At 42.8% G+C, this 18,170-nt stretch carries 3 protein-coding genes; all 3 read left to right on the top strand.

Annotated features, from left to right (window positions below):
- Window positions 1-114 precede the first annotated feature (114 nt).
- The 3 genes from ACSLUF_RS17865 to ACSLUF_RS17855 are packed head-to-tail and all read left to right on the top strand — an operon-like array spanning window position 115 to window position 18,167.
- On the top strand, window positions 115-2,379 hold the full coding sequence (locus ACSLUF_RS17865; RefSeq protein WP_435624026.1) for a gliding motility-associated C-terminal domain-containing protein: 2,265 nt from the start codon (window positions 115-117) through the stop codon (window positions 2,377-2,379).
- Between the two features lie 6 nt (window positions 2,380-2,385).
- Window positions 2,386-4,416 carry a PorP/SprF family type IX secretion system membrane protein gene (locus ACSLUF_RS17860; RefSeq protein ID WP_435624025.1) on the top strand — a complete coding sequence of 677 codons (2,031 nt, stop codon included), beginning with the start codon at window positions 2,386-2,388 and terminating at the stop codon, window positions 4,414-4,416.
- Between the two features lie 2 nt (window positions 4,417-4,418).
- Window positions 4,419-18,167, top strand: coding sequence for a T9SS type B sorting domain-containing protein (locus tag ACSLUF_RS17855; RefSeq protein ID WP_435624024.1), 13,749 nt, complete (start codon window positions 4,419-4,421; stop codon window positions 18,165-18,167).
- The last annotated feature ends 3 nt before the right edge of the window (window positions 18,168-18,170 follow it).

Here is an 18,170-nt window from a genome sequence, read left to right as displayed (position 1 = left end):
TTGGAATACTGTATGAAAAATTGGATGCCTTAGAACCGCAACCAAACAACTCAACATCTTAAGGGGCACATATTTGGGGCAAAATTTGTCGACAACCTCTTAAAACTAACGCTGATGAGAAAAAATAGTTCAACCTACAGCATTCCAACAATCATCGCTATGGCCATGATTGTTTTGCCTTTTTTGGCCACAGGACAAGTACTCAATCAACCAGAAGCGGCTGATAATCCCAATCTTGCCGGTAATTCTGCTTGGACTGCTGCATGTGCTTCTCCTAGTTTCAATGAGTACTTTGTGAATTTTACTTGGAGTCCTCCATTGGTCGCCTCCAATAACGAATTTATCCTTGAATTGTCCGATGCGAACGGAAACTTTGGCTCGCCAACAGAGCTGGATAGAGTTTCGGACATGAATACAACCTTTGATTTTGAATTTCAATTCGCGGTACCCAATACCGTTCGAGGTGAAAACTATAGACTTCGTGTTAGAAGTACCAATCCAGCCAAAACCAGTCCTGCCTCCGTACCCTATCCCATGCACTTTGTTGATTTCGAATCACCATTGCGTATCAGTAGGGATGGAAACGGTACCATCCCACCTGGTGGAGAGATTCAACAGTGTGGAGGGGCTTCAGTAGTTTTGGCTACGCACAATATTCCCAACGCAAGTACATATCAATACAACTGGTATAGAAGTTCCACTTTGCTTAGTGAAAAATCCAACCAACTTACCGTAACTACACCAGGAATGTACTATGTAGAACTGGATTACGGAGCAATTTGTACCGGTTCAGCCAATACGTCCTCAAACATCATCGATGTAACAACAGGCTCAGCTCTTGGCGTAGCCATTGGTGGTCCAAGTTCCGTAGACCTCTGTATTGGTGACCCCCATACTTTGACAGCTAATCTTGGAGGTTCGGGGCTAACATATACTTGGTATAAAGACGGTTCTATTGTTTCTGGGCCAACCCTAGAAGGAAACGTATTGAATATAGATACCTCTTCAGCTGGGTTTGAAGGAAGTTATGAGGTTGAAATAGAGGGTTCAGGTGTTTGTACTGAAAGATCTTCAGCGGTATCCGTACAAAATCTAGGTTCCGTTTTGGCAACTCGTCAAAACGAAGAAAACATTGTACTACTGCCTGGACAAAATGAAACACTATCAGTGACAACCAATGCTGTTTCCCCAACCTTTCAATGGTTCAAAGATGGAGCTCCTGTTTCTGGTGCCAATAGCAACTCCCTAGTTATCTCAGAGGTTGGAGTGTATTTTGTAAGAGTCACAGAAACCGCGGGTAGTTGTGTAACTGCCCCTCCAGTGGATTCCGAAACCACTACGGTAGTGTCACCCAATTCCTTTGAGTTTACTATTAGTTATGTCGGTTCCTACTCGGAGTGTGTTGATACAGACGTTACCTTGGGAATTTCTACGATTGAAGCCATAGGTGTTTCTGGCGCAAGGACAGATGTTACGGCCGACTTGGAAAACTCGTTCAGCTATCAATGGACCTATGAAGGAAGCAATCTCGCAGGAGAGAATTCAAGAACTTTAGCGGTAACGGACCATACTGACAATGGTACATATACCTTGACAGGTACATTGTCTACGTTCAACGTGACTTCCAACACGCTTAACGTAAGATTGGCTTCCAATGAAACTTTGACATTATCTTCCAATGGAACCATAATATGTCCTGGAGGAAACACAATCTCAATAGACTCGTCAAAAGATCTTACTGGAGAAACTTTCCAGTGGATAAAAGATGGTAATACCGTTGACACAAGCTCCAACGCCCTTTCAGTTAGCGAAGCCGGAGTATATCAATTAAGAGTAACAACAGACGATTGTCCTCTAGTGTCCAATGAAATAACCGTTTTACCATTTGATGAATCCCTGCTTGTGCTTGACGGTCAAGAAAACATTGTCATTATAGAAGGCGAACAGGAAACCCTAACCGCAAGCGGAGCTCAATCTTATGAGTGGTTTGATTCCAATAACACCTTACTGGGCACACAAGATTCATTCACCTTTGATATAGAGGGAGAATATTTGCTCACCGCAGATTTTGGCAACTGCTCCATTAGCAGAGTCATAAACGTTTCGTATAGAGACACTTTTGCCATTCCCAATGTGATAACCGCCAACGGAGATGGGATAAATGATTTATGGGTCTTGCCCAACACCTTCTCAAGGGACCCTCAAATACTGGTGACCATATTTGATGAAAGAGGTAAAGAGGTATTCAGCCAAACCAATTATGAAAACAATTGGCCTGAATCTACCACAGCATTTAACCAACAGAACATGATTTTCTATTACAGGTTAACACGCGAAGGAAAAAATTTAAGACAAGGAACTATAACCGTTATCAGATAATACCGAATGAACCTCAACAAACATATAGTATTAACAGCCTTATCATTGTTGTTCCTTCTTGGCCTTAAGGGTCAGGAAGAGAACCCGTTTGTTAGTTATGAGGTTCCTTCCCAAAACCTTTTGAAGTTCAATAGGTTCTTGATAAACCCTACTTTTTCAACCGTTAGAGAGGACAAGTCATACATTAATCTGTTCCATAGAAACCAATCGGTATCCTTTGATGATAACAACCAAGTCTATTTCCTAAGTTACAGCGGTAGGGTTGGAGATAGAAGTGGTGTCGGATTAAGTTTGTTCACGAATCGAGAAGGGCTTTTTAACAATTTTGGTGTACATGCCAACTATGCTTATGGCGTACGTTTAAGTCCAAAAAGTAACTTCACCTTTGGTGCCAACTTTTCCTATTATCAAAGTGCTTTTAATCAAAATAGGGCAAACTCTGTGGATGACGACCCATTCCTTAACAGTCTGGAAAGTAGTTCGTTAATTTCATTTCAACCGGGATTCAATATTTCATTTGGACAATTTGATATTGGCGGGTTTGCTGAAAACTTATTTGATTACAACTTAAAAAACAGTGAATCCATCACCGATTTCAACGAAAAAACCTATTCGGGCCACTTGCAATATACCCATCAGTTTAAAAATGCTGCGGGAATCTTGGAACAAGGACGACTAATGCCGCTTGCACGAGTAAGAAAGGTAGGTGAAGAGGACCTTACGCTAGGAGGAAGTTTAGTTATGGATTTGCCCAAGTTAGGATGGGTGCAGGCTGGATATGATGATTTTTATGGCGCATCCGCTGGGTTGGGTTTCAATCTCAACAAAAACCTCTCCATCGGATATACCGTAGAAAAAGGGCTATCCAACAATTTTGAAAACTTCGGTGTGAGTCATGAGGTTTCATTGGCCTACTCCTTCACTCCAAACCTAACCGAAGATCGTGTTTTACTTGAAAAAGACAATGATCTTGCCGAGAATGATGAGGTTCCCGAAGAAAACTTAAACCTCTCAGACAAAGACCTGGAAATAGCGCAATTGAAGGATAAATTGGCCGAAAATGATGCCATTCTAGATGAGCTGTTATTCCGTCAAGATTCCATAGAACAAAATAGAAAACAAGATTTGGAGCGTCGCTTTGAATCTGTAATGAAAATGGTGAGGAGAGAAACCGGAGGCGACCGACCAGATGTAGAGAAAAGAGCAAAGGAACTCTACTTCCAAAATGTGGATAGCACATCCTTGGTAAGTAGAACTCCTAAACAACCCATATCCAATCATGGTCCAGCCAACGCTTCTTCAATAAAAAGAGTTATAAAAATCGACAAGAATTCTAGCACCAATGCTGTTGCAAGAACTTCAAGCGTGGCTAGAGATAGAACCGTAAACACATCTTCCTCAAAGTCCACCTCTAAAAAGTTAGGCGCTGCGTATCCAACATTTGAAATACCAGATGTTGAAAGTGGTCACTATTTGATTGCCAATGTGTATCGAGAAGATGAAAATCTAAACCGCTTCTTGGGCGAGTTATATGATTCGGGTATTGATGCGGGGTATTTCGTAAATCCACGAAACAATCTAAAATATGTTTACCTAGAACATTCGCAATCTAAAAAACAAATCAAGGAACAGTACAGATCCAAGCTATCTGGAAAATTTAAATCTCCTATGTGGGTCATGTCTGTTCAAAACGATATTACGGCATTTCCTGTAGCGCGACAAACCAAAACGTCCCATCAAAAGAAGGGAAATCAAGGTATGTTCGAAACCTACAATATTGATGGGCACGGTTCCGGCTATTATATTATAGCCAGTGTATTTGCGACATCAAGAGATGCCCGAAAATTTGTAAAAGAGCTCCAGTCCAGGGGGCTTGATGCAAAATACTTCACAAATCCAGAGGACAAATTTCGCTATGTGTACTTGAAAAAACACGACACCTGGACAAACGCTTTAACCTCATATTACACCAAACTGAACGCCTCGTATGATGACGACATGTGGATTATGCGGGTAAAACCAAAAGCCTATAGTTAGAAATGACCAAACATATCTTTAAGTTAAAACTATGCCTCCTCTGGTCATGTTTTACTACTCTATTTGCCACAGCGCAGGACGTGCCTTTTACGCCGCGTTTAATAGATGGCAACACCTTTATCAATATTAAAGGTGACTACACTTTCTTGTCAAATAGTGTAATGAACCGGGTTTTATCCGATGGTACCGGTGTTAACACTCCCTACACTGGGAATGGTAGTAACAATAGCCTGCATGTGGAATATGTGGATATAGATTCTGACCCTACCACCTTTAATTCAAGTAGCTCTACGCTAACCCTTCCTGATTGTTCACAAATCTATTGGGCTGGACTCTATTGGGCTGGAAATTATGATGTGGAAAGAGATGGAGACCATAGGAGTCGATACGTTCATGTTTTTACGGATGACAGCAACCATTATGATGTAACCTCTGTAAAATTAAGAACTCCCGGCAGCGCAACTTATATTGATCTCCAAGCAGACACCGCTGTTGACCCCGTTGGAGAAGAAGACGAAATAATAGTTGATGGGTACAATACCATTGCTAACGACCCCTATGTTTGTTTTAAAAACGTAACCAATATTCTTAGGGCTTTGCCGGACCCAACAGGTGAATATTTTGTGGGAAATGTTCGAGGAACCAGAGGGGCCACAACCTATGGCGCGGCCGGATGGACCTTAGTGGTTATCTATGAAAACCCGACACTTCCAGGAAGATATATTTCCGTTTTTGATGGCTATGAAGGGGTAACGACCCAATCGGGAAATAGTACTGCGGATATCACCGTTTCAGGATTTAATACTATTCCTTTTGGTCCGGTAAATGCACGATTAGGGGTAAGTACTTTGGAGGGGGAAACTTCCCTTTCTGGAGATACCTTTGGTATTATTTCCAACAGTAGTTCTTCCTTTACGGATATAACCAACGCGGCCAATCCAAACAACAACTTTTTCAACTCCACTATAACCGAAGATGGGGTAAATGTTGCCACCAGAAACATCAATAGTACCAACGCAATCGGGTTTGACTCAGATGTTTTTGACCTCAACAACCCGGGAAATAGTATCATAGACAATGGTGATACTAGCGCTACCCTAAGGTTAGGCACGAGTGGGGATTGGTTTGCCTCCTTTTTGGTGACTTTTGCTGTGGAAATCATTGAACCTCAAATAGTTCTGGAAAAAAGGGTAGAAGATATCGGGGGTAACGACATTACAGGTTTAGGGGTAAATCTTGGACAGAACTTGGAGTATATCTTGTCCTTTATAAATACTGGGAATGACGACGCCACCAATTATTCGATACGTGATGTTCTTCCTACCAATGTCACGCTGGACGAAACCAATATTACCGTTCCCGCTGGAGTAACCTATGTTTATGATGCGGCAAACCAAGAAATTACATTCTCTATTCCAGACAATTTGGTAGAGGAAGGAGACCCCATTGCACAAATCAGGATGCGGGTTCAGGTTGCGGAAAATTGTTTTGATTTTGTAGATGCTTGTACGGATATTATTGAAAATCAGGCATTTTCAACATATGAAGGAATTATCAATGATAATGTCATTAGTGATGACCCGAGTGTATCCAATTTTGATGATTGCGGATTTACCACACCTGGTGCCACCAACTTCCTTTTGGACGACCTTTCTGCGTGTAATTTTACAAGAACCGTACAATTATGTGGTGCAGATGTAACTCTTGATGCAGGAGATAACTTCGATGCCTATATATGGTACAGGGACGAAAATGGTAACAATGCCATTGATGCAGGAGATACCGTTCTAAATGATGGTGACCCTGACGGTGACCCGAGTACATTAAATGTGGACCAACCAGGCACCTATATCGTGGATAAGCAAGTTGCTGACCCATGTAAAGATTTTGCAGAAATCATTATTGTTGAAAGTGCGGGGGCGACTTTGACCAACCCAATTACAACCCTTATCAATGATACAACGAACACGGTTGAAGGGGAGATTGTCATTTGTCCGAATGATGGTAGTGAACTACCTCAAATTTTCCTTTGCGGCCTTAACGATACTGAGCTTGTACAAGTCAATATTCCAGATGCAGATAGCATCGATTGGGAGCTTCTTGATGAAACGAGTTGTGCTGCAGCAACTGCTGATTGTGCCAATACAAATGCAGGATGTACCTGGAATGTAGTAGATACAGGAAGTGACTTTTTGGCCTCAGACGCTGGTCAATATCGTCTGGTAATCAATTACCAAAACGGATGTTTTAGTAGGTTCTACTTCAACATTTTCAAAAATCCGCTAGACCCTCAGGTGAATACACGTGACATCATCTGTAATACCGATGGTAATATCACGGTTACCAATATGCCTTTGGATTATGAATATCGATTGATAGATCAATCCACAGGAAATGAACTAGTTGCATACAATCCAAGTCCAAGTTTCGACATTACTACCAATGGTGCCTATACGGTAGAAATGCGTCAACAAGGAGTAACCGATGGATGTGTATTTGTTTTGGATAACATTGGTATTCTAAATCGTGATTTCCAAGTTGACGTTACCACCAGAGATACGGACTGTAATGGATTGGGCGAAATATCTATATCCGTCTTAAATGTTGAACCACAATATTATTATGAGATTTCACAGGGAGGCACCACAGTAGACACCTTTGGGCCTTCAGCTGACAATAACTACACTTTCGAAAACCTAAATGATGGTGTCTATGATATTCTAGTCACCACCGATGATGGTTGTAACTATACCGAACAGGTCACTATCAACGATGTAACTGACTTAGATCTAACCGCGGTCACTACCAAAAACATTGATTGTACCGATGGTATCATTACTGTAACTGGTTCGGGAGGTTTTCCAAATCCAGAATATGCTTACGCCATTTGGAGTTATAATGGGGTAGACTTATACACGTCTATCGGAGACATTCCCGGAAGCGCTTATCAAGTTGCCAACGACTTTACCTTTACCAATGGGGAAGAGGGGGATTACGAGTTTGTTGTTGTAGATGGAAACAACTGTAGTTTTATTTCCAATGAGGTAACCATCGTGGTCGCACCTGCGATTGTGTACACCACGTCACAGACCGAAGTCTCTTGTTTTGGTGGAAATGATGGTTCCGTTACATATAATGTAACCAACACCAATGGTTATACATTAGACTTTACTCTTACCCCAACCGTAGGGACGCCAATTACTAACACCTCAGGGTCATTCACCAATTTGCCCGCAGGTGATTACACTGTTACTATTACACAAACTCAAGGCGCGGTTAGTTGTGATCAGGTAGATGCATTTACCATTACACAACCGGCCGCAGGCATTTCTGCAGATGCGGTTTTAATTCAAGATTTTACTTGTTTGCAAAATGGTATTATAGAAGCCCAGAATGTTACTGGCGGAACAGCTCCCTATGAGTACAGTATAGACGGAATCAATTTTGTAAGTGGAGCTGGCGCCGAGACTTTCTCTAATCTTACCGACGGAACATATACAATTACGGTCAGAGATGCCAATAACTGTACGTTTGTTACAAATGCTATAGTATTTGCTCCGTTGAATCCACCAACGGATTTGACATTTACTTCTACTACCCCAAACTGTCCAGCATTGACTTCAGATGTAACAGTTACCTCGGTCAATGGAGATGCGCCCTTTGTTTTTGAAATAATTGCACCTGCGCCTGTTGCAGCAACATCAATCTCTGGCAATAGCGCCGATTTTAATGGTCTTGCACCGGACACCTACAACTTTAGGGTTACTGACGGCAGGGGGTGTGTCTATGAAGAATCATTTACCATAAACCCTGTTTCCCAAATTAATGTTACGGGTCAATTAATAAGCAACATTAGTTGTTTAACCAGCACAGATGGTGAATTGTCTTTTACGGTATCTGACTTCAATACCGATTACGACTATGCGATTACGGGTCCAGCTAATTTCAATGGAAACAATGAAACCACTGGAACTATTTCCCTGAACAATTTAGATGATGGTACATATAATATTACAGTAACCGACAACTTGACTAACTGCACGGCTACCACGAGTGTTACCATCAATGCTCCCCCGGCAGCATTGACCTTAAGTGCTTCTGAAGTTCAACCCACATGTATTACCAATGGTAGTGTAACCCTTACCTCCACAGGAGGATGGGGAGGTAACAGTTTTACTCTCACCAACCCTGATGCTACACCTTTTGGCACCAATAGCACAGGGGTATTCAATAATTTAACCCAAACAGGTCTGTACACCGCTTCGGTAACAGATGCCAATGGGTGTGTGGTTACTACTAATTTTACCCTAAATGCAGCGGTTCCGCCAGTACTGGCAATTGTTCCAAATGATTTTTGCTTTGATAGTGGGGTAGGTTTGACCTTGACTGCAAATGTTACTTCCGGCGGGGACGGTAACTATGAATACAGCCTAAACGGTGGTGTTTTTGGAACTAACAATGTTTTTCCCGGACTAACCTCAGGCACGTACACCATTGAGGTTCGTGACGGAAACAACTGTACAGATACTGAAACCATAACAATAAATCCAGAGTTAACTGTGGTGGCCTCTGCGCCAAATATTACGGCTTGTACAACAGACACTGATGTGAATATTACTCCTGCAGGCGGTGATGGCAACTATGTCTTTGCTATTGTTGCCGATGGTGTTACCCCAGTGGCTGGTGACTTCTCAACCACAAACCCAACAAACATTTCAGGTGCAGGAGATTATGATGTATATGTACGTGACAATGCTGGGGCCTCAGGTTTTTGCGAGGCTTCATTCGATTTAACCATTGTTCAGGATTCACCCCTTTCAATTACTTCAAGCTTTACTGCTGTTAGTTGCTTTGGGGGGTCGGATGGTTCCATTACCCTTAGTGCTTCTGGTGGAGAAGGACCTTACTTATTTAGTATTGATGACGGAACAAATTATCAGGTCTCGGGCAACTTTGTAAATCTTACTGCCGGAACTTATGACCTAAGAATTCGGGATGCCAACAATTGCGAAACTACAGATTCCATAACCGTAACAGAGCCCAGCCAACTGGTTGCTGAAGCCACTCAAACTCAGGCTTACACATGTTTACAATTGGGACAAATTACCGTGGGTAGTGTAACTGCAACTTCAGGAGGGTCAGGAGACTATCAATATAGCATTAATGGAGGGCCTTGGACGGCTTCAACCACTGGCGGAACAACCTTTACGGATCTTACAGATGGCACATATTCTATCCAGGTTAGAGATGCGAATGCAATTGGGTGTTTGATTACGTTACCCAATGTTATCATAGCACCACTTCCTACAGAGCCAACCCTTAGTGCATCTGTAGTCTATAATTGCGACGGCACAGGAAATATTACAACACTACCCAATGACCCATCCTATACCTACAGTTTAAACGGCGGTACCGCACAGTCAAGCAATGTATTCAATAATGTGGCGGTGGGAACCCATACCATTGATGTTAACTATGGCAGTGATTGTGTGGTACAGACCACAGTTACCGTAGATGCTGGAAATGCCTTCGATGCCTCCATTACCGCTTTTTCCGATGTAAGTTGTAACGCAGGAAATGACGGCTCTATCACCTTTGAGGTAGAAAACTTTGACGCTGTAAATGGATTCGAATATCGAATTGGAACTTCCGGTCCTTTTACTGTTTCCACGACAAGCCCAGTGATTCTTTCCACAGGTACAACTGGAGATAACATTGTTGCAGGAACCTATCAAATTGAAGTGCGTGATGTATTGGACAACACCTGTACTTTTACGCTTAACCAGACCATATCGGAACCTACTGCAGTGGTTGCCAGTGCCGCGCTTACGACTGTACTTACTTGTACAAACGGCGGGGCAATCATTACTGCAAGTGGAGCAGGGGGAACCCCTTCTTACGAATACCAATTGGAAGATACTTTAGGTGCAGTTGTAGTGGCCTATCAAACTTCTGATGTGTTTACAGGTCTTGCTGCTGGGGATTACAATATACGTGTTAGAGATGCCAACCTTTGTGAAGATTTAATCGATACGCCTATCTCGGTTGTAGCGCCAACACCGATCACATTTACTTCTACGCCAACTGCCTGTTATAGCGGAAACAATGATGGTACAATTACCATAAATGTTACTGCTGGAAATGGGGATTATCAATTTAGTTTGGATGGTGGTCCGTGGTTGACCCCTACTCCTACTACCGCTACTACCTATACGTTCTCAAGTCTTTCCGCTGGAAACTATGCGGTTAACGTACGTGATGGCTTTGGTTGCGAAGGAACCGTACAAAATATAACGATAACCGATGCGCTTGTTGCCTCTGTCGATGTAGTTGATGTTAGTACATGTGCAGATGGAAGCATTACGGTAACCGCTTCTGGAGGCGTTCCTAATTTGGAATACGCTTTTGTGCCCACTACAACCAGTCCGACTGGATTGTTCTCCACTACAAATACATTTACCGTTTCCGCAGGAAATGATGGAGACTATGATGTGTATGTGCGAGACAATTCCGCGACAGCCCCCTTCTGTGAGTATGTAGAAACTGTAACTGTAAATCCTGCCACTCCATTGACTGTGGTAAACACCCCAACGGATCCGCAATGTCATGATGGATTGGGGTCTATTGAAGTTGATATCACATCAGGTATCGCCCCATTTACAATTCAAATAACTGATTTGGACAACGCTGGGGCGGGAAATCAAACAGATACAAATGTGTTGGTGACCACACAAACGTATTTTAACCTTCTACATGGGAACTATACCATCAGCGTAACAGATGCCACAGGATGTACCGTTACAGAGACCCCTGTGACCTTGAATAACCCGGACGAGTTGACCGCTGATATTTTTCCCATACTCCCTCCAGGTTGTGACCCTGATATAAATCTTACTGGTTTTGAGTTTGATAATTATCCATTAACCCTTACTGGCACATTACAGTTTAGTGCTGATGGAGGGTTGAACTGGCAAACCAGTGATACGTTTACAGGTATGGACCCTATAACCGGGACCATATACGCTTCGGGCACTGTTGTGAACCCTTCAATTCGAACTGTTGATGGATCTAACAATACCTTGTGCCAGATTGATTTACCACAATATCAAATACCATTCCCGCTTGATGATTTGAATATTACCATATCTGCTATTGTAGTGGATTGTAATGATCTTCAAGTAACCGTACAGGGTACTCAAGGTACGCCAAACTACGAGTACACCTACTCCGATGACCCTGTTAATTTTGACGCGGCTACGGCAACATGGACGGCCCCTACAGCAGGAAGCCATGTGTTTACAGGATTAGTTCCAGGTAGGACTTATGTATTCTACGTAAGAGATTCTAGTCCTTGTGTGAGGCAAAGTACCGTTAATGTAAATGATGTGGCTCCTCCGCCAGTTGAAATAACATCGGTGGTAACGCCAAGTTGTTCTGGTTCAAGTAACGGACAAATTACCTACACAGTAACTGAGACCACTCCAGGAGAACTTGGAGGTACTTTCAATTGGGACTTGTATGAACTTACCAACCCAACGGTTTCCATTAACTCAGGTACTGTAGCTGGATTTACTTCAGGGGATTCCTTTACGGTTCCTGTTGCTCCAGTCTTAGGCCTTGGTGCTGGAACCTATTTTGTTGAAATCCAGGGCGCTGCTCCAAATAACTGTTTGGTTGGTAGCGAAAACGACATTCTGTTGGAATTGGACCCGCTTACGGGGACTCCGGTTGTGCTTCAAAACATAAGCTGTGCTGACCCAGGTCTAATTCAAGTTCAAAATCCAGCTGGAGGCGGTGGAATTTATACCTTCAATCTGTTCCACGATATAAACAACACTCCCGGTGACTTAACAGATGATGTAACCATTGCTTCATCCACTACGGATAATCCGCTTGAAGTTCCTGCAAATTCTGCAGCAGGAAGCTACCGAGTTTCCATAGAAGATCAATATGGTTGTTCGGCTGAGTTGGGTTACGTTTCCCTAACATTGACTCCGAATCCAACCATTGATAATGTTGTAGTTGATAATTGTACTGATCCCGCAACCATAACTATTACGGCAACAAGTACCGCGCCACAGATTTTTTATTCCATAGATGGGGGAACAACATTTGAATCTAACAATGTTTTCAATAATCTTACTGCAGGAACATACAACATTGCAATTCGTGACAGCAACGGATGTATGGACACATCAACAGCAACTGTCCATCCATTGCTTCAGGCTGATGTTCAACTTACTAAGTTGTTGGATTGCTCTGTAAGTCCTGATGCTGAAATTACTATAAATGTTACTTCTGGGTCTGGAAGCTACGATTATGAAATAACTGATGGAACGGGAACAGTGGTAAGTAGAACCAACCTGACTAGTAATCCTTTTGTATTTACCACCTCAACTGCTGAAAATTATACGATTACCGTATTCGATAACAACACCTCAACGCCATGTACTAGGGTGTTCAACATTGCTGTTCCACCAGCTTTAACCCCATCGTTCAACATTACGTCATTTAGTAATGTTACTTGTAATGGGGATGATAATGGAACCATCAACGTGAGCGCCATAGAGAATGGAACGGATCCGTATAGTTTCCGAATTATTTCTGGCCCTGGCAGCTCGGCTACTTTCCCGATTGCCCCAACAACTTCAAATAACAATTCTGCAGTATTTGATGGGCTAGAGGGTACTTTGGCTGGAATTACATATACGATTGAAATTACCGCTGCAAATGGATGTGCCTCCACAGCAACACAGGTAATTACCCAACCCGACCCAATCTCCAATGTAAATGCATCCGTTGTTGAATTTGGATGTACTTCAGGAAATAACACCGACAATGCTACCATAACAATCGATACTGCCTCTATTACGGGAGGAAGTGGCACCTATGTGATTTACGAATTCATCAACGACCAAGGAACTGTTGGAACTGGAGATGATGTAGTTGTTCAAAGTGGGGCAAACAATGTTTATACTGAAACCAATACTACGGGTGGTTCCTACATTATCAATGTTTATGATAATCAAGGTTGTGTAGGCTCTACCACTGCAAGTATTGCTGCATTTGACGAACTACTATCTGCTAGTGTTGCTATAGATCTAGCGGCAACTTGTCTTGCGGGTGAAGATATTACAATTACCGCAACAGGATCCATAACAAACTCAACCTCCCATCCTGGAAATTATCAATTTAGATTATTACCTAGCGGTACATTCCAGGCCTCGGGAAGCTTTACTGGGTTGGCAATAGGAACTCATAACTTTGAGGTTCAAAATACCGTTACCGGTTGTATCATAACCATTAGTCATGAAGTAGTTGACCCCGCCGTGCTAAATCTTAATATAGTGAACACTACAGACATTACCTGTTTTGGAGACACTAACGGTACGGTTGAGATAGATCTTCAGGATGCTGCTAGCACCACGTATACAGGAGCTACAAGCTATACTTTGTATTATGATGTCAACAACACGCCTACGAATTTAGCAGATGACGTGACTTCCATTGGCGCCGATGCGGATGGTGCTTTTACTATTACTGGTTTGGCCGCCGGAACCTATTTTATCGAGGTGGTTGATGACAATCCTCCTGGTTCTGATTGCACCTACTTACAAACTTTCAACATAGCGGGTCCAAGCGTTGGTCTTTCTGCTAACACTCAAGTTTCCGAAGTCACTTGTGCCTTGAATGATGGTAGTATAGAAATCATCAACGCTGCCGGCGGATGGGGAGGATACAGCTATTATGTGGGCACGGCAGCTCCTACAGCTCCTACCGATTATGTGGCTTCCCCATTGTTCCAAAACCTATCTGGTGGAGGCGCTCCTGGAACAACCTACCAGGTTTGGATTAAGGATCAATTCGATTGTGAATTACAATTGCCTGATGTCATCCTAGTTGATCCAACGGCTATCACCGCAACTTTACAAATCAACAACCCGAATTGTACCAATGTTGAAGGTGAAATCGAAGTTGTAGGTACCACTGGTGGTCAAAATGCAAACTATACCTTCCAACTTAGAAGAAATGGAACTTTGGTTGGTTCACCTCAAACAAGTCCTATTTTCTCAGGTTTAGGTGCAGGTCTTTATGTAGTGGAAATTGCAGACCAATGGTCCTGTACCCACACCACCAACTCTGTTGAATTGTTTGATGAAATAGTGCCTCAGGTAACTTTGGACAAACCAATCGATTGTACTGTTGATCCAGGAGGTCATGTAACCGTAAGTCAAACTGGGGGTTCAGGCAACTTTACCTATGCTGTTACTTTCCCAGATTTGTCTACGCCATTGCCAACAAACAACACGGGTGTTTTCACTGATCTGACCATGCCTGGTACCTATTCATTCAGCGTAACCGATAACGCTACTGGCCATACCTGTATCAAAACCATTACTTTGGATTTAGACGATAGGGTAGACCCGGTGATAACTGCTGTTGTAGAGGACCCTGTTAACTGTAATGGTGGTTCCGATGGTTCATTAACCGTAACATTGGATCCGGCAACGGCTGTTAATCCAGTGTATACCTACGAGCTGTATGAAATAACCAATCTAGGAACTCCATATAGAACCGCGCAAACCAGCAATGTGTTTGACAATCTTCCAGCTGGGGATTATCGAGTTCGAGTAATTTCTGGAAGGTCTTGTGATGCATTTTTTGACCAAACCGTAACCGAGCCATTGGCTCTAAATGTTTCGGCTTCGGCAAACACCTTTGTGTGTAACCCATCCAATACAGTGAATACGGTAACGTTAACAGCCACTGCTTCAGATGGAACTGCCCCGTACCTTTATAGTATTGACAATGTGAATTTCCAAACATCAAACACGTTTGATATTGTCGACACTGGGGTAACACAAAATATTACCGTTTATGTCAGAGATGCGAACAACTGTCTAGAGACAGATGCGGTTTCCATAGAACCAATCAATGTATTCTCAGCAGCTGTTACTCGGAATATTGCTATCAACTGCGCTAATCCAGAAGAGGTTTTGATTACGGTAACCGACAATGGTGTTCCAGCAAACACCTATACCTACGAACTGCTTCCAACAGGAAATACATTAGGTACGCTTACGACTACCCCTACGAACACAACCGCTGTATTCGAGCTTACTGCTCCGGGTAGTTACACCTTCAGAATAACCGATACAGTTACCGGTTGTTATGTAGATACCACACCATACCAGATTGCCCCATTTGATTTAATTGATGTGGTAGCCACTCCTATAACTCCCGTTACTTGTTTTGGGGATACCAATGGAGAAGCGACTATTAATGTCACTGGTTATTCGGACGCGTATGATTACGAAGTATTTAACGCCGATGGAACAACTACAGGAATTGTAGGTTCAGGAAATAGTGGAGTTACCAATCCATTGACCATATCCAATCTGCCCGGTGGAAACTTCTTCGTAAGAATAACAGAAACGGCCAACCCATTGTGTCAAGAAGATTCCAATATCTTTACTATTGCTTCACCAGACATGCCCTTGGACGCAACTCCTGTGGAAGTGGCCAATGTAACTTGCGCCAATAATCTTGGTGAGATTGAAGTATCTCCAACTGGTGGTTATGCACCTTATGACATAGTGCTAACCAATACAACAACAACCCAGGTTTACACTGTTACAGACGTTACCAGTATTGTTTTTGACGGGCTGTCCGCAGGAACATTTGATGTGCAAATCACAGACGACAATGGTTGTATAATCAACAGGCCTGTGGTTTTGGTTCAGCCCATACCAATTACCGCAGATATTTCTGCTACTCCAACCTCATTGGTATGCTACGGAGACACTAATGCCACAGTCTCCGCCATCAATGTAATTAATGGAAGGGGGGTGTATCAATACCAGTTGAATATTTACGACCCAACAGGGACTACTATTGTTACCTCTTCTGGTCTACAATCAAGTGCTGACTTTAACAACCTCGGGGCTGGAATATACAGCATCACTGTTTCAGATGGATGGAGTTGTGATGTGGAAACCGTTCAAGTGACCATAAGTGAACCTATAGAGGTAATGGCCAATTTGATTCAGCTAACCCAGTTGACGTGTACGAATCCTGCAGAAATAGAGTTGACCGCAACTGGTGGTACCGGTCCTTACCAGTTTAGTACGGATAATATTGTCTTCTCGCCGATGACGGGTGCCGGTGGAAACACCCATGTGTTTACAGTTCCTGACGGGGCGTATCAATATTATGTGAGAGATGCTTTTGGTTGTGAAGCCATGATTTCCAACCAAATTACAGTTGATCCCATCACTCCTCTAGATGTTCTGATAGATGCCAGTGCCGCATTTATTAATTGTACTGGAGAAGCCTCTGCGACCATAGTTGCTGATGCCGTTGGTGGACTTGGAAACTATTCCTACGAATTATTCTCCGACCCAGGATTGACTAGTTCCGTGGCGGGACCTCAAACAGATGGAGAATTTAACGGTCTTTTTGCTGGAAGCTATTATGTACATGTGACCAGTATGGACTGTCAAGTAACAAGTGGACTTATACAAATAGATGATCCTGCGCCATTACAAATCGATAGACAAGAATCAACCGATGTTACCTGTGCCGGTCTTGAGGATGGTACCATTACTGTTGAAGTTTCGGGAGGAACCGGTGAAATCCTTTATGCTATTACTCCAAACCTCAACCAATTTGATACCGAAAATGTATTTACAGACTTGGCGCCAGGTGTATATGACGTTATTGCGCAGGATAGAAATGGTTGCTTTGAAACTTTCCAATTTACCATCATTCAGCCAGACCCTATTGCTGCCGATGCAATAAATGTGATGCATGAAGTATGCTTTGATAGTGCAGATGGATCTTTTGAACTGGACATCACGGGAGGAACAGCACCCTACTTTAGCAGTTTGAATTCCAATGCCGATGCTGATTTTGTTCAGGACCAAATCCTGTTCCAGAACTTACCTGCAGGGACCCATGTAGTTTTTGTTAGGGATTCCCAAGGTTGTGAGACCAACGTCTTTGTTGAAATCAATCCAGGAGTAAATCTTGAGGCCACGGTAACACCGATGTACTCCTGTGATGGTATAATCCCTGACAACAGTTTAAATATTCTGTTTGCTGACCCATCTGTATCTGGAGATGTGTTGTACGCTATAGACTCCACGGATCCTCTTGATATGCAACTGACAGCAGACTTTACCAACATACCTCCAGGGGACCATTATTTGACTATTGCCCATTCCAATGGCTGTGTCAACACGGTGGATTTCACCATAGAAGCATTTGAACCTTTGACGCTTCTACTTGAAAATAGCAACATCAATGAGATTACGGCTACGGCTACTGGTGGTCTTGAAGATTACACCTTCTTCTTCGGAGATGTAGACAACGGAACTGACAATACATTTATAATTAATAGAACCGACACCTACCCAGTAACTGTTATTGACCAAAATGGTTGCTCGGTAACCATGGAAATTTTCATGGAGTTCATTGATATTGAGATTCCTGACTTCTTTACCCCAGACGGAGACAATATCAATGATGAGTGGCTTCCAGACAATTTAGAAGCCTTCCCGAACGTACTAATGATCATTTTTGATCGTTATGGTAGAGAGCTCTATCGTATGGGATATGGCGATCCCGGATGGACTGGTATTTATAATAACAGTGAGCTCCCTACCGGTGACTACTGGTATATCATTAAGCTGCAAGGCGAAAATGACAACCGGGAATTTATCGGAAACTTTACCCTATATCGACAATGATGC

Source organism: Flagellimonas sp., assembly GCF_965601775.1.
Taxonomy (GTDB): domain Bacteria; phylum Bacteroidota; class Bacteroidia; order Flavobacteriales; family Flavobacteriaceae; genus Flagellimonas.
Note: the sequence above shows the minus strand (reverse complement) of the source record. Positions and strands in the feature narration are given on the sequence as shown.

Excerpts from the sequence above, each read along its gene's own strand:
- ACSLUF_RS17865 (WP_435624026.1), top strand. The coding sequence starts at position 115 with ATGAGAAAAAATAGTTCAACCTACAGCATTCCAACAATCATCGCTATG.
- ACSLUF_RS17860 (WP_435624025.1), top strand. The coding sequence starts at position 2,386 with ATGAACCTCAACAAACATATAGTATTAACAGCCTTATCATTGTTGTTC.
- ACSLUF_RS17855 (WP_435624024.1), top strand. The coding sequence starts at position 4,419 with ATGACCAAACATATCTTTAAGTTAAAACTATGCCTCCTCTGGTCATGT.